This is a genomic window from Jonesia quinghaiensis DSM 15701, from assembly GCF_000423205.1.
In the GTDB taxonomy this organism is placed as follows: Bacteria; Actinomycetota; Actinomycetes; order Actinomycetales; family Cellulomonadaceae; genus Jonesia; species Jonesia quinghaiensis.
In genome coordinates this window covers 269,247-283,140 of the sequence record NZ_AUHN01000006.1, presented here as the reverse complement: position 1 = coordinate 283,140, position 13,894 = coordinate 269,247, and the positions used below count along the sequence as shown (strand labels likewise).

Sequence of the window (13,894 nt, the reverse complement as noted above, 5' to 3'; positions counted from 1 at the left end):
GTATGGAACGTCCAGCATTTGAGTGGGATCCCACAACACTGCGCGAAGTCGCCCAGGACATTGAGGCAGCCACCGAATACGCAAACGCGCTGCTTGCTCAATACCGGGAACTATCCAACGATCCCGAGCAGCGTTCCCTCATGGTCGCTGACCTTGTGCAATGGTTGCGCATATCTGGCCAACACACACGCGCTGAGGAAGTCGCCCGCTCTTCCCTGCGCCGCCGGGGTGGCGAAAAAATTATCGATGCCTTAGAGAGTGGGGAAAGCATCGGTGTTATCCACCCCGACCTCATTCGCCGGGCGCTGCGGTATGCAACAACCCTGTACTGGAACGCGGACGACAATGAAGAACGCCTTGGTCAAGCCGCTGACCTTTTCGACGCCTGCGTCACCTCAGCGCACATCACCTGCCTTCGGGACCCCAGCACTATTGCGTGGGAAACCTACGCTTTCACGTTGCAACACCGGGCTAAGTTCCGTCTAGCCACAACAGAACTCATTGCAGCACTACGCGACGCTAACCTCGGATTACGGGTACGCGAACTGCACCAACTCCCCACCGAGCAGCAAGAATCATCCCGGTTTGCAGTCGCAAGCATCGTGCAGCACCTTGAAAATATCATCGCGAACCAAGAACTGAGTGCCGGAGCATCGGTGACCACCGAAACGTTCGCTGCCGGTGACCGCTCCGGTGTTGGAGCCGTTCAAAATGGGCTACGCACAGGCCCTTGGCTTTTCTGGTTTAAAGGCGGCGCACTGAAAGCTGCCGGTTCCTACGTGGATGACCAACTCGACGGGCCGTGGATTTGGTTTCGCGACAAAGGCCTCCTTCTTCAAGAAGGAAGCTTCGTGGAAAGCAAACAACAAGGCCCCTGGATCCGCTACTTCGCCAACGGGAACATCCTCGACCAAGGGACCTTCAACGCAGGCGAAAAGACCGGGTTGTGGCTCACCTTCAACGAAGATGGCACGCTACGCAACAAAAAACGTCACACTCCCGCCTCTGCAACATCGCGTAGAAAGATCTTGCCGTCGCTGCGGTCCTCGTGATCACGCGCCTAACGAGCTACCGCTCTGAGCAGGCGATACAGAAACTTCTTTACTCGCCACCCTATTCACCAAATACGCTGCACGCGCGCTGCCCCAGACATCGTCCACGCTGAGCACCTCGCCCGTTGCATCACGGTAGGGCAAAGCCACCACCGGATACGCTGCAAGCGCGCCTCGTGCCTGAGCCCGCGTGTCAGTTGACCCAAGTCGAACCGTCAGGTCGCTTTCCCCAATAGCATCAGGCAAATACACATCAACTAGACCACGGTGAGCAATATGCCGGTACACGTCAGTCACCAACGACCACGTGGATGGTGGCGTGTTTGACGTTGCGCTGTTGACTGCCTGCGCAATTGCGTCACGTTGCTTAAGCCGCGCTGAGGTGAGCGCTTGGTGGGCGCCTAGATCTGATACTTCACTCAATGCCTGTATATCGACGCCTTCGAGGCGGGCAGCGAGTGGCCCAATACTCCACTGTGACACCAACGAAATTGTTTGGCCTGGAACGTGTGCGCCGTGACCAAATGACGGATCCAAACCTCCTTCTCCGACCACTGCGGAACGGAATACCACCCCAAATGAACCAAGTACTTCTCGTTGCTCAGCGGTGAGGCCATGGTCTTCAACCCAGACCTGCACGCCGGCAAGGGCAGCCTCTGTTACCACGGCGGCAATCCACGCGCGGGCATCGTGAACTATTTGCACGCGCTCCCCCGCTGCGTCCGCGGAAGAAGTAAAAAAGTGTGCCGGGTCTTGAACCACAATTGCACCGCAGTTCTGAGACACTCTCCGCACCGCCGCACGAAGTTGGACTAACCCGTTACGTTCAAGATCAAGGGGGTTACACACGACGGTGCCGTGCGGACCAGTAATATCGGTGGCTGCTCGCGTACCGCTAACCACTGCACCGCGAATAAACCACTCCTCGACACTGCCCCGCGCCACAGACAGCCACAATGGGCGAACAAGCCCACGAGACGTGTCTGGTAGAGCCTGATGGATCGCAAGAGCTTGCTCTGACAGGATCCACTGCAACCACATGAAAAAGTCGACATCGCCTGCGTGATATGCGGAAGTATCAGCCAGTTGCGCGTCACCCAAAGAAAAGAATCGGTCAGCAGGCCACGGGTTTTCTGCGTAGCGTACAAGCGCACACCAAGCAGCGAAAACCCGTAAGTGCCTCCCGCCTTGGACACAAAACGAATCGAAGGCGTAACGCCGTGCTGGCGACAGACCAGACTGATAAATCACACGGGCCGCACGAATTTTCGCTTTTGCAAGTGCTTCAACGTCCGCGTTGGGCAAGCCCCGGCCCACCTCGGGATCATCTTTCGCCCACGTGATCAGTGACCGGTCTGGTGTGGAAAGGTAAGCGTACTCGTCGATGTCCTCCACCCGCAGGTACAGCGGGTCGTGAAAGGTCGACGCGTCAGTGGGGAGCCCCCAGGTGCGGCGTGGTGATAAGCGTTGGGTGTCAGGCAAAACGTAGTGGGCGCCTAACGTTGCCGCCCACGAAGCGATGTCTCGCGCGTCTGCGTAGTCACCGATTCCCCAGCCACGTGAGCTCGACAAGCACCCCAACTCCCATGAGATGCCCAGCGTGTGTGCGGCATCTGCATCCTGGGGAGGCGTGGTGCCGTGTGCATGGTTTCCCGTGGTCGTATGTGGCGGAACGATCACTACGCAGCGCGCTGATCGTCCCGCACTGGTTACGCGCAGTGTGCCAAATCCGGTGGGTAATGCTGGTGGAATGTTATAGGTGAGTTGCTCCACAAGCACCCCATCAATCCGGCGAACATACTGGTCACTGGGTTGTGGTGTCAGGGCATGGCTTTCCCCTGCGATCTCTAACTCCACGGTGGTCGGGTCGCCACTAAACACGTGGATCGTTACCGTTGCCCCCGCTGGTTCTGCGACCACCATCGGCGGCGCCATAGTACGCCATGGCTCGTCACTCATAGCCTCCGCTGTGACGCGCAACTGCCCTGGGGTACTGACATCTACACCAAATGCCCCCAATACCTTGGTCAATGCTGCCGACGATGGCATGTTTTTACCGGTTTTGACACGGTAGGTCTCGCACACTGTGCTGAGCATTTGTACCTGATCCACGTTTACCTCCTACCGCTGATCTTGCCAGAATCATCACAGAAAAGCGGGAGTGACGCGGGTGAAGCAACTGATCACAGTGTTTCTCGATAGCCTTGAGATATGGATTTGATGACAGCCTTCTTTGCCGCTTTTCCCGAGACAACTGACGAGTGGATTTCCTTCTTCGCGGGAGCGCCTTTGCGCATCACGTTAATTGTGGTGCTGTCTTTCCTTGGGCTGTATGCCGCGAACAAGCTGATCAGCAAACTTACCGAGAACATTGCCGAGGGCACCCGGAAAGGCCCTGAGTTTCTCGCTCCCCTTGCTGCGGCGAATCCTCTCCACACCGCACGCCGAGCTCAACGCGCCCGTTCCATTGGATCAGTCCTACGCTCCTCGGTCACACTGATCGTTGGCGCAGCAGCAGTGTTGATGATTTTGTCTGAGGTGGGTATGAACATTGCTCCTCTCATCGCATCTGCTGGTGTCGCCGGCGTCGCATTGGGGTTTGGTGCTCAGTCACTCGTGAAAGACATCTTGTCCGGTGCTTTTATGATTCTCGAAGACCAGTACGGCGTTGGTGACGTCATCAATGTTGGAACGGTTACCGGGGTTGTCGAGTCCATCGCCCTACGCACCACAAAAATTCGCGACCTCGACGGAACACTGTGGTTCATTCGCAACGGTGAAGTGTTGACGGTTGGCAACCTCACTCAAGGTTTCTCCATGACACAGGTAACGATCTCCGTTCCAGCGCACGCCGACGTCAACGATGTGCGCAGTGCGCTACTGGACGCAGGAAACAATCTCGCTCACCAGCCTGAACTGTCTGAGATCATCTCAGGAGGTGCTGAGGTCTTTGGACCAGAAACCCTCGATGGCAAGACCCTTTCCTTCCGTGTGGCCCTCAAAACATCACCGGCCCAACAGTGGGCAGTAGCACGTGAACTACGCACGGCTATTCGTGAAGAGTTCCACCGTCGCAATCTCACAATCGCCTAGTTTTCCACGGTGCAATAAACAATGGCGTGGAACCTTTCTTCAAGGTTCCACGCCATCGTTTTGTCCAGGACAGAAAACTACATTCCCGTCATCCGCTTCAGTTTGCGAGCAGCACGCTCAATGACGGGCGCTTTGACGACTTCAGCTACCCGCTCCTTTTTGGAAGGGACCATTGGAAATTCCATGGTCTCTTTGGCAGTTTTCTTGGCATCTTTGAGGAACGTGCCACTCCGCAACCGCTCAATGCGGTCGTAGTTTTCACGTTGCACTGAAGGATCTGTGCTGGTGAGTGCGCGCACTGGGCCGGCGTACTGCGTCTGTGCGATTCGTTGGTCATACTCAGGGTTCGCTTTACCGTCGAGGTAAATGTGCTCCAGATTATTCTCGACCAAGAAGTCACTGAAGGCTGCAAACAAACCAGCTTGCCGGCTGTTGAACTCTGAATAGTCAGCGTTGTCGTAGAACTCAGCAGCATCTTTGCGGCCCGCAAGATCTGGGACCTGAGTGTGCGGAATTCCGTGGTGCAGCGCCAGTTCCAAGGTGCGCGCGTCGTGCGCAAGAACATAAGCAGGTGTTCCAGCCATCAGCGCTGCAATGTTCCCGTGGATGCGTGTACCAAACGCAAAGTCACGTGTACCGAGGTAGTTACTCCACGTGTGCGAGTCTACAAAGAATCGCATCCGGTCTTGAACATACAGCGGGTGCTGGACATGAACCGGCAACTCTTTGCGGCTGTACTTTTCGTGGTTCTTACCCCACATCATCATTTCAAGGTCAGCCGTGATCTGAGGAATGTAGACCAGATCACGGTACTTTTTGACATTGGCCAGGGAAATTGCTCCCATTTCCTTGACGTAAGGCGTCAAGTTCAACGTCACTGCACTATCGGTGGTGAGTGCGTCAACTTTCTTTGTGATCTGAAGGTCAGGCCCAAACTTAAACAGTGAGGGGCACCCAACAACCCGGACAACGTCATCGCCGAAGCCAAGGTTCTTCAGGAACTGTGCTGTGTATTCCCCGCGCACGCCGATTGTTGCGCTGCGCGCGAGGACCGCTCGGACAAACCTTTGCACTACTGCAGCGTCTTCAGGTTCCATCGTCGGAACTGGGTCTTCCAAGGATTTAGGCCCACCAACGACTCCAACACCCACGACAGTAACGGGAATGGTGAGTTGTTCAATGACATCGGTGAGACGCGACAGCAAGGGAAGGAAAGACTTCCGGAAAGCGTTCGCCAAAGGAATGACAAAGTGGTCAAACTGCTCGTTAATTGCAGCAATGTACTCTTGGGTTACACCGGCACGTTCCGTAAGAAACGCATTGGTGGTGATATCTACATCCGGAGTAGACAAAAGCCGGTGTACCGAATCTCCGAAGATAAGGTTTCCAACATTCGACCCCCACACCCCTTGGCCAAACCCTTCAAGGGCGACCTCCGGCTCTAAGGAGGTAAAAGGGGACTTACCGGCGCGGAGCAATATTTTTGTCATCGTGTCTGTCTCATATCAGTGTGAGGGTCACAGGCGAACGGTGAAAAGCGTCTGCCCGATGCTAACACTCGACCCTAACGCTGCGGAAACTTCGATCCGCTCTGAGGGAACCTGCACCACAACGACGGGGCTCAAAAGGTCAATTTCTCGCTCACGTGCCGGGCGGGTGTCCCACCCGATCATGTCTTGGCCACGTTCAACACGTTGACCAGGAACCACAACGGGCGTGAATCCTTCACCTTTGAGAGCGATCGTTTCCATCCCTAAATGCACAAGGATCTGATCACCGGTATCAAGGTCCAAGGCAAAGGCGTGAGGAAAGACAGTTGACACCACTCCTCCACAGGGAGATGTCACCATAAAGTGTTCTGCTTCTCCAGGGTCTATCGCAGCCCCCCATCCCACCATGCCGGTGGCGAATACGTCATCATTGACGTCTGATAGCGCCACGGCGCGCCCCGCGAGGGGCGCGCTGACAGTAAAGAGAACTGACATCACATACGTTGCTGCAACTCGGCGGCGAGGCTATCAGCCTCAGGACCGACGATCACCTGCACAATTCGCCCGGACCTTACCACCCCAAATGCGCCAGCATCCTTGAGTTGGTCTTCATTGACCACCGCAGAATCCTTAACCTCCACACGAAGGCGGGTGATGCATGGCTCGAGTTCAACAACATTGGACAAACCACCCAATGCTTCAAGAATATTTTGAGCCTTACCCATCATGCACACTCCTCGACTTGAACCTGCAATCTATGCCGCGCATCGGCGCACAGCACTACCCCGATGAACGGGTCTTGCTCCCGATACTTCAGGCTACCCCACCTCACCGCAACACGACGTGGGACTAGACACGCCGCCCACGAACTGAGAGGTGCAGATCACAGTTTTTCCTGAAAGACTGCTGAAGGACACCGCAGTTCACACGCATCAGGGAGGCATCGCGTGAACGTCACTGACACTCACAGCACCGAACCAACAATCACGGGCATAGGTGTGTGTCCAGGCATCGCGTATGGACGTATTTTTCACCTCACCCAACCCATTACAGAGCCTGCACCAGGAATGCGCTTAGGGCCACGGGAAGACCACCGCGCCCAGGCCAAACGGATTTCAGAAGCCGCTGGAGCAGTACGTGAAGAATTGGAAGAAGCTGCCCGGCGAACGCGCAACCACCAAACCCGTGACCTCCTTGAAGCTACTGCCCTCATTGCTGCGGACCCAACACTGGTGAACTCCGCACAAGACGCTGTCACCAATGACTACCTCACCCCAGAACGCGCAGTGTGGGAAGCCGCCGCCACAGTATGCACGCAATTCAAAGCGCTTGGTGGTTACTTTGCGGAACGCACAAGCGACATTAGCGATGTCCGCGACAGGATCATCGCTAAACTTACTGATCGGTTAGCCCCAGGCCTTCCTATAGCCGAGGAACCCTACATTCTTGTTGCACCCGATCTGCCCCCATCGGTTGCCGCAACCCTTGACGAACGCCTCGTTTTGGCTATTGTCACAGATGGCGCTGGCCCAACGTCACACACCGCGATTATCGCAAATGCCAAAGGAATCCCTGCGGTTGTTGCCGCTGAGAACGCGACAGCAACGTTGACGCCGGGTGGCACCGCGTTGGTGAACGGAGCCGCTGGAACAGTCCTGCTCAATCCCTCGCGCGACGCTATTGCGCTCCTGCAACGAGGTGCACACACCCGCCGGGTATTCCACGGGCACGGCGGAACAGCGGACGGGCATCGGGTCCAGTTGCTAGCTAACATTGGCGACCCTGCGAGCGCGCGTGAGGCGGCGGCTGCTGGGGCTGAGGGTGTTGGGCTTTTTCGGACTGAGTTTTGTTTTTTGGATCGTAAAACTCCGCCGTCGCTTGACGAGCAAGTGGATCACTATGCTTTGGTGTTTCATACGTTCAGTGGCCGAAAGGTTGTTATTAGGACGTTGGATTCAGGGGCTGATAAGCCATTGCCCTTTATGACTTTTGGGCATGAGGAGAACCCTGCTTTGGGGGTTCGTGGTTATCGGTCGGTGCGCACTGCGCCGGAGCTGTTGGAAACCCAATTGCAGGCTATTGCGTTGGCAGCTCAAGCTGCCACGTGCGATGTGTGGGTGATGGCTCCGATGATTTCGACGGTGGATGAGGCGCAGGCGTTCGTGCAGGCGTGTGAAAAGCATGGGTTGAATCATTCGGGTGTGATGATTGAGACCCCTAGTGCAGCGTTGATGACGGACCACATCATGGAGCATGCTCATTTTGCCTCGATTGGCACTAATGACCTAACCCAGTATGCGATGGCCGCTGACCGTGTGTTGGGTTCTTTGGCTGAGCTGAATGATCCGTGGCAACCGGCGGTGTTGCGGCTTATCGATGCTGCTGTGCGTGGCGCCCAGGGCACTGATCGTCCGGTTGGTGTGTGTGGTGAGGCAGCAGCGCAGCCTGCGTTGGCGGTTGTGTTGGTGGGGCTTGGGGTGTCGTCTTTGTCGATGAGTCCCCGCTCGCTTGCTGATGTTTCTGCGGCTTTGGCTGCTGTTGATCTCGCTAAGTGTCAGGAGATGGCACGGTTGGCACTTGGTGCTCGTAGTGCGGGTCAGGCGCGGCAGGTGGTTCGTGACTCGTTGAGTGAGTTGACGGCGTTGGCTCTGTGAGCGCATTGTCTGCCATAGTGGCTAGGTGACTGAAAACCCACAGACAGCCTCGGAACGCGATTCATTGTTTGAGTCGTTGGGGGGCCATGACACGTTTGTTGCACTGGTTAAGGAATTTTACCGGGGTATTGCTGATGACCCTATTTTGGGGCCGATGTACCCGGAAGATGACATGGATGGTGCGGTGTGGCGCCTGACTGCTTTTTTGGAGCAGTACTGGGGTGGGCCAAACACGTATTCTCAGGAGCGTGGTCACCCGCGTTTGCGGATGCGCCATGCACCGTACAAGGTTAACCCCGAGGCCCGGGATGCTTGGTTGAGCCACATGCGCCGGGCAGTGGATTCGTTGGATCTTCCCCCTATGCAGGAATCGTTGTTGTGGGATTATCTTGAGCGTGCAGCCCACTCGTTGGTGAATTCCTTTGATGCCTGACGTCACCGTCACCCTTGATCCGTTGAGAGGACCGTCATGACCCCGCGATCACACGACCGCAAAACGCCGTACACCCCCGATATTCAAAAGATTGAGCAGGACCCGTTGGGGCACCTGTTGGGTGTGATGGATTTGGAGTACAACGGTGACGTGTCCGGTGAGGACGTGTATTCCGGGGAGAGCGTGCATCAGCCTTCTGGGCGGGTTTATGGTGGGCAGGTTTTGGCTCAGGCGTTGTTGGCTGCGGGGCGCACTGTTGATCCTCAGAGACCTCCACATTCGTTGCATGGGTATTTTTTGCGTGCTGGTGATATTCACCAGCCTGTGGATTTCACGGTTGAACGCCTTCGTGACGGCGGGTCGTTTTCTGCTAGGCGGGCTCAGGCATACCAGGGTGGGAATGCCATATTGTCGATGATCGCTTCATTCCAAGAGGTGCAAGATGGCCTTGAGGTGTCAGCGCCGATGCCACAGGTCGCTGGCCCTGAATCGTTGCGTCCTGCGCATGAGGAGCTTGCGGACATTGAGCACCCAGCAGCTGCTTTTTGGACTCGTCAAAGCGCGTTTGATATTCGCCACGTGGAACCGTCGATTTATCTTTCGTCTGATTCCCAGCACCCGACTCAGCAGTCGGTGTGGATGAAGGCTCGTGGTCCTGTTGCGGGCGATCAGTTACTGCACCGAGCGTTGCTCGCCTATGCGTGTGACCAGATCATGTTAGAACCCGTTATTCGTGGTGTGGGGCATAGTTGGATTTCGCCGGGGTTGTCGATTGCGAGCCTTGACCACGCCATGTGGTGGCACCGCGACGTTGCCGTTGATGAGTGGTTCCTCTTTGTGCAAGACGCCCCGAGTGCACAGGGTGGCCGCGGTTTGGGGACAGCGCGGGTTTACCAGCAGGATGGCACGTTGGTGGCAACAACGACGCAAGAAGGTATGACACGTTTTGGGGCACCGCACGCGGCGAACCGTTAGGCGCGGCTACGGCGGTGGCGGAATGAAACTGGCTCCCCCACGTACCCAACCCACGCTTCTCGTTCGACGTGGGTAATGCGTCGTGGTGTTCCGCTGGCAGTGTCCACCATCACGAGGGTGGTGGACGCTTGGGCGTACACGGTGGGCTGTGATGTGGTGTGAGGGTCACGGATCGCGTAACAAATGTCTAGTGATGCGCCGCCGATGTGACCGATCCATAGTTCAACGATGACGGGTTCGCGCCGGTACGTCAGGGGGGCCAAGTATTCGATCTCTTGGCGGGCCACGTAGGTTGCAGTTGGTGACCCGGGTAGTGCATCGAGTATCCCGGTGTGGTGTTGCTGAGAGTCAGAGGCCCAGAACGCTTCAATGCGGGCGATCTCGAGGAGCCGCAGCATGTCAACGTTGTTCACGTGGCCGTAGGCGTCCATGTCTGACCAGCGAAGATGGACTGGAATCTCGATGCGCATAGGACCACGGTAGCAGGTTCGCTGCGGGGGCTAGGGTGAGGTTCGTGGGCTTAACGTGCAGCGATAAGGGCTGCGACGCTGCATTGTTCTCGTGATTCAACGAGGGCTTCTACTGGTTCGATGACCCGCACGCTGGTGACGGCATGAACATGTGATCGCAGTTGGCGGTACACCCGTCGGGCTTGACCCTGTGCGTACACCCATGACATTGCTCGGCATAGTAGTGCAAAGACCACTCCCCCAGCTGCTCCAATTACCGTGATGACTGTGGGGATCGGAAAACCCATCCATGCTGGGGTATTGGGCACTGGGAGTTGTAGGTAGGCAGCGACAGCGAGAAAACTCAACCACCCCATCCCAATAATCAGTCCCATGAGGAACACTTTGTGCACCCACACCGCCCCGCGCCACCATGGAGCTGGGCGTAGGGCAATAACATCGGTGTTGGAGATAGCGCCGTCAAGCGCATCGCTGAGGTCTTCGTCAACGGCTTGATGGACCTGCTCTTGCCAACGTGGTGGGCCAGGGGCTGTGACGGTCTCAAGGAAACTACGCACAGCCATATCGATGCGCGCCTGGGCGTGCGGCCCAGAACTCAGCGCCTGCCCACGCACTGTTGGAGGTTCATTGACGTTCCTTTCCCCTTGCGTCCGCCAAGGACGCACCCCTAGCGATCGCAGTGGGTCTTTGCGCAAGGTGGATATCCAGGCGGTCAGAGGCCAACCGCTGACCGCATGCGAGTGGCGCAACGCCGATTGACGCACTGCACCGCATATGGTGTTCACACCGATCGCATGACTGAGACTGTCCACTAATGTCTCACGAGTGCTTTCAGGTATTCCCGTGGTGTGGGAGGGCGGGGTGTCGCTGAGGAGCATCTCCCCGCATTCACGCAGTTGGTTGTTCAGTGTGCCTGCGAGGGCTGCCCTGCGACCAGCCGCGAGGTCCACCACTGATGCAAGGTCAACGACACCCAGCCCTGTGGTCGCTGATGTGGCCATGACACGTGTTCTGGTGTGCGTGTGTTCGCGTACTAGGCGGCGAAGGTCTGCGAGGCACCCTTCCCGGTCTTGGGGATCTAAACGGTCACTATGGTTGAGGACAACGATGGTTTCAGTGGCGTGCGGTAAGCGGGCCAGCTGGTTATGGAGGGTCGCATCGGCATATTTTTGGGGGTCAGTCACCCAAATAATGAGGTCAGCGCGGTCGATGATAGGTTGCGCTACAGTGCGGTGTTCTTCCTGGAGGGAATCCATGTCAGGCAAATCAATGAGTACCAATCCGCTTCTCAGCATGTGAGGTGCGGTGCGTGGCGTAGCAGACGGGGGCTCCTGTACCGGTGAGGTGGCGGGGCGCCACGGTGGCCAGGCTGCTTTACGCTGCTGCGGGGCATCAATGACGTGGTGGTTACGAACTCCCAGCCAGTTCACCATGTCAGCGGCTTCGCTCTGCCCTGATTCGGTGGCGTCCCACACGACAGCAACCGGTTGGGAAGTGGTGGGTCGTTTCGCTGACACGTGCGCAATGTCGCGCCCTGCCATGGTGTTCAGGAGTGAAGATTTCCCTGAACCGGTGGTCCCGGCAAGGACAACGACGGTGTGGTCCAGTGAGAGTTTGATGCGTGTGCGGGCACTGGCAATGCGTTGTTCGCAGTGCGTAACTGTGCGTTGTGAAAGCCAGGGGCGCCCTGCATCGAGTGCTTCTTGCAATGCTTCAATGCGGGTTTTGACTTCAAGGTTGGCGCGTTTTTTGTGCTTTTTATCGTAGGTGCGAATACTCATTAGCGTTCCCCACCACCGATTTTTCTCATCTGCTGCAGGAGGCGGTGGAAACGCCCACCCTCAGTGTGCCCCGTGGGCGTTGGCGTGGTGTGGTCGTCAATAGGTGGGGAGAACGTGGCCCCCCGTAGTGCACCTGGTGGATGGTGCGGTGTTTGAGAGGGTTTATTTGTGTTGGTGGGGCTGGTGCGAGCCATTGTGGTCCGCAACGTTGTTGCCGCGTGACGGAGTTGGATGGGTAGGTTCGGCGGGGTGGCGTACTCGGTGAGGGGCGTGAGGAACCGCTGTTCTTCGCGTGCCAATACTGCGGTGATCCGGTCGCTCAGGTCTTTACCTGCGGTGCTAGCTAGTTGCCGCACTGCTTCAGTTCCGAACACTGATTCAAGGAGACGCTGAGCGACGAGCGCCGTACCGCCAGCAATAGTGATTTCAGTGCCAGTTAGTCCCCCGGTGGAGGCAAAAACGACAACGATGAGCGCAGCGCCCAACGTGTTGGTGCCAACGGCGAGAATCCGTGCGGTGGTTCGGCGGCGCCCCCCTGTGCTGAGGAGAAGTTCCCGGAGGCTGTCTTGCCACTGTCGCATGTGCTGGCCGAGGTGGTCTGCGAGATCTGGTGAGGCGTGGGCCAGTTCTGGGCGTAATGTCAGCGCTTGACCTGCAGGGTCATGGTAGAGAGCGAACCAGGTGTTGTGTGCTGCCGTCTGTGCTGCGCTGAGGGTGATGGTGGCAATGGATTGGGTGGCTTTTTCTTGGACGGTTGCGCTACGCCCCCGCCTGAGAGCCATTGACGCCACAAGATCACGGGTCGCATTCATACGTTGTTCAATGTTTCGCATGAACCGCCCGGTACCCACGATGTCTTGCCAAGAACTGAGCACCTCTGCGCGGAGTGCGGCTCCGTTGTTGAGGTGATCGAGAACATCGTGACGCGCGCTATCAAATTTCGCTGTGACAATGTCGTGCAAGTGACGGTGCACATGTAGTTGGGTGTCGAGTGCTGCGGCGATGTCTCCGAGTTGCGCAGCAAGGTGTTCTAGGCTGCCATCACGAGTTGTGGCAATGACGTGTTGGCGTATGTGATCTGTTGTTGCAGTGCGGGTGAGGTGACGCGAAAGCGGAGCTATGGCTTCTTCAGAGAGAAACCCGTCTGTGAGGGTAGCTTCGTGAACGGCGATGATGGGAGTGTGGCCCATACCGTGTTCTTCGAGGAGGCGGGTTAAGTCACCCAGCACGCTGGTCTCTCCACGGTCAATCCGGTTGAGGACGATCACGACGTGGACGTTGCGGGCGTGTGCTGCTCGCAGGGCATCCCAGGGGATCGCATCTGCGTAGCGTGCTGCGGTGGTGACGAAAACCCACATGTCTGCGGCGTCGAGCAGTTGGGTTGCCATTGCACGGTTCGCTTGAACCAACGAATCAATATCGGGGGCGTCAAGAAGCGCAATCCCACCAGGTAGTCGCTCGCTCGTGACGATGCGTAGTTGAGGTCCGTGGTTGGGTTCTGCGGGCGGGTTCGTGCTGGGTTGTGGCCGTTCTTCGACGCTGCGTTCCACATGCGCTCGGCCTAGCCCTGGCAGGACGGCACCGTAGGTAAACCAAGCATCATCTTCGGGGCGGCACACCAGCACGGGGGTTCGGGTGGTAGGGCGCAGTGCACTAGCCGCGGTGACGTGAGTTCCAAGCATCGAGTTGATGAGGGTGGATTTCCCGGCGCCGGTGGATCCGCCAACCACTGTCAGTAGTGGGGCGTGCTCATCACTGAGGCGAGGGGCGATGTAGTTATCCAGTTGGTGGCGAACCCGCTGTGTAACGTCACGCGCAGGTGCGGCATCGATGGTGTCGAGTGGAAACGTCACCTGGGAGAGGAGACGTTCAATGTCGTGGACAGTGTCCTGGAGTGTGGTGGGTGGGGGCGGTGCCTCGGGGAGGCCGTCCGTGCGCGCACTCAT

At 57.3% G+C, this 13,894-nt stretch carries 12 protein-coding genes; 5 read left to right on the top strand and 7 right to left on the bottom strand.

Annotated elements, in window-relative coordinates:
• The first annotated feature begins 2 nt into the window (after positions 1 to 2).
• The gene (locus G538_RS17300) at positions 3 to 1,052 is read left to right on the top strand and encodes a toxin-antitoxin system YwqK family antitoxin (protein WP_051196666.1); all 1,050 of its coding nucleotides are present in this window, start codon (positions 3 to 5) and stop codon (positions 1,050 to 1,052) included.
• Here the strand turns inward: G538_RS17300 and G538_RS0106810 are convergent, their stop codons facing one another.
• On the bottom strand, positions 1,053 to 3,164 hold the full coding sequence (locus G538_RS0106810) for a 4-alpha-glucanotransferase (protein WP_029068726.1): 2,112 nt from the start codon (positions 3,162 to 3,164) through the stop codon (positions 1,053 to 1,055).
• 99 nt (positions 3,165 to 3,263) lie between these two features.
• Here G538_RS0106810 and G538_RS0106805 point away from each other — a divergent pair, with 99 nt between their 5' ends.
• The gene (locus G538_RS0106805) at positions 3,264 to 4,145 is read left to right on the top strand and encodes a mechanosensitive ion channel family protein (protein WP_029068725.1); all 882 of its coding nucleotides are present in this window, start codon (positions 3,264 to 3,266) and stop codon (positions 4,143 to 4,145) included.
• A 77-nt stretch (positions 4,146 to 4,222) separates the two neighbouring features.
• Here G538_RS0106805 and G538_RS15530 read toward each other — a convergent pair whose 3' ends face one another.
• From G538_RS15530 to G538_RS0106790, 3 genes are read right to left on the bottom strand one after another with little or no spacing between them, the layout of a single operon-like run.
• On the bottom strand, positions 4,223 to 5,635 hold the full coding sequence (locus tag G538_RS15530) for a polysaccharide pyruvyl transferase family protein (protein ID WP_051196664.1): 1,413 nt from the start codon (positions 5,633 to 5,635) through the stop codon (positions 4,223 to 4,225).
• A 27-nt stretch (positions 5,636 to 5,662) separates the two neighbouring features.
• Entirely contained in the window at positions 5,663 to 6,130 is a 468-nt protein-coding gene (locus tag G538_RS15525; RefSeq protein WP_035833507.1) for a PTS sugar transporter subunit IIA, read from the bottom strand.
• On the bottom strand, positions 6,130 to 6,360 hold the full coding sequence (locus G538_RS0106790) for a PTS sugar transporter subunit IIB (RefSeq protein WP_029068724.1): 231 nt from the start codon (positions 6,358 to 6,360) through the stop codon (positions 6,130 to 6,132). The genes G538_RS15525 and G538_RS0106790 overlap by 1 nt, the downstream gene beginning before the upstream one ends.
• Before the next feature lie 222 nt (positions 6,361 to 6,582).
• Between G538_RS0106790 and ptsP the strand changes: the two genes are divergently transcribed.
• From ptsP to G538_RS0106775, 3 genes are all read left to right on the top strand, one after another.
• On the top strand, positions 6,583 to 8,289 hold the full coding sequence (gene ptsP, locus G538_RS0106785; RefSeq protein WP_029068723.1) for a phosphoenolpyruvate--protein phosphotransferase: 1,707 nt from the start codon (positions 6,583 to 6,585) through the stop codon (positions 8,287 to 8,289).
• A gap of 64 nt (positions 8,290 to 8,353) precedes the next feature.
• The gene (locus tag G538_RS0106780) at positions 8,354 to 8,722 is read left to right on the top strand and encodes a globin (RefSeq protein ID WP_029068722.1); all 369 of its coding nucleotides are present in this window, start codon (positions 8,354 to 8,356) and stop codon (positions 8,720 to 8,722) included.
• Positions 8,723 to 8,758: 36 nt separating this feature from the next.
• On the top strand, positions 8,759 to 9,697 hold the full coding sequence (locus G538_RS0106775; RefSeq protein WP_051196660.1) for an acyl-CoA thioesterase: 939 nt from the start codon (positions 8,759 to 8,761) through the stop codon (positions 9,695 to 9,697).
• On the opposite strand, the gene G538_RS0106770 is transcribed toward G538_RS0106775, so the two are convergent.
• The 3 genes from G538_RS0106770 to G538_RS15520 are packed head-to-tail and all read right to left on the bottom strand — an operon-like array spanning position 9,694 to position 13,894.
• Positions 9,694 to 10,167 carry an acyl-CoA thioesterase gene (locus tag G538_RS0106770; protein WP_029068720.1) on the bottom strand — a complete coding sequence of 158 codons (474 nt, stop codon included), beginning with the start codon at positions 10,165 to 10,167 and terminating at the stop codon, positions 9,694 to 9,696. The two genes, G538_RS0106775 and G538_RS0106770, sit on opposite strands and share 4 nt — an antisense overlap.
• A 50-nt stretch (positions 10,168 to 10,217) precedes the next feature.
• A complete protein-coding gene (locus tag G538_RS0106765; RefSeq protein WP_029068719.1) occupies positions 10,218 to 11,948 on the bottom strand; it encodes a GTPase family protein in 1,731 nt (576 codons plus the stop codon).
• The gene (locus G538_RS15520; protein WP_051196658.1) at positions 11,948 to 13,894 is read right to left on the bottom strand and encodes a GTPase domain-containing protein; all 1,947 of its coding nucleotides are present in this window, start codon (positions 13,892 to 13,894) and stop codon (positions 11,948 to 11,950) included. The genes G538_RS0106765 and G538_RS15520 overlap by 1 nt, the downstream gene beginning before the upstream one ends.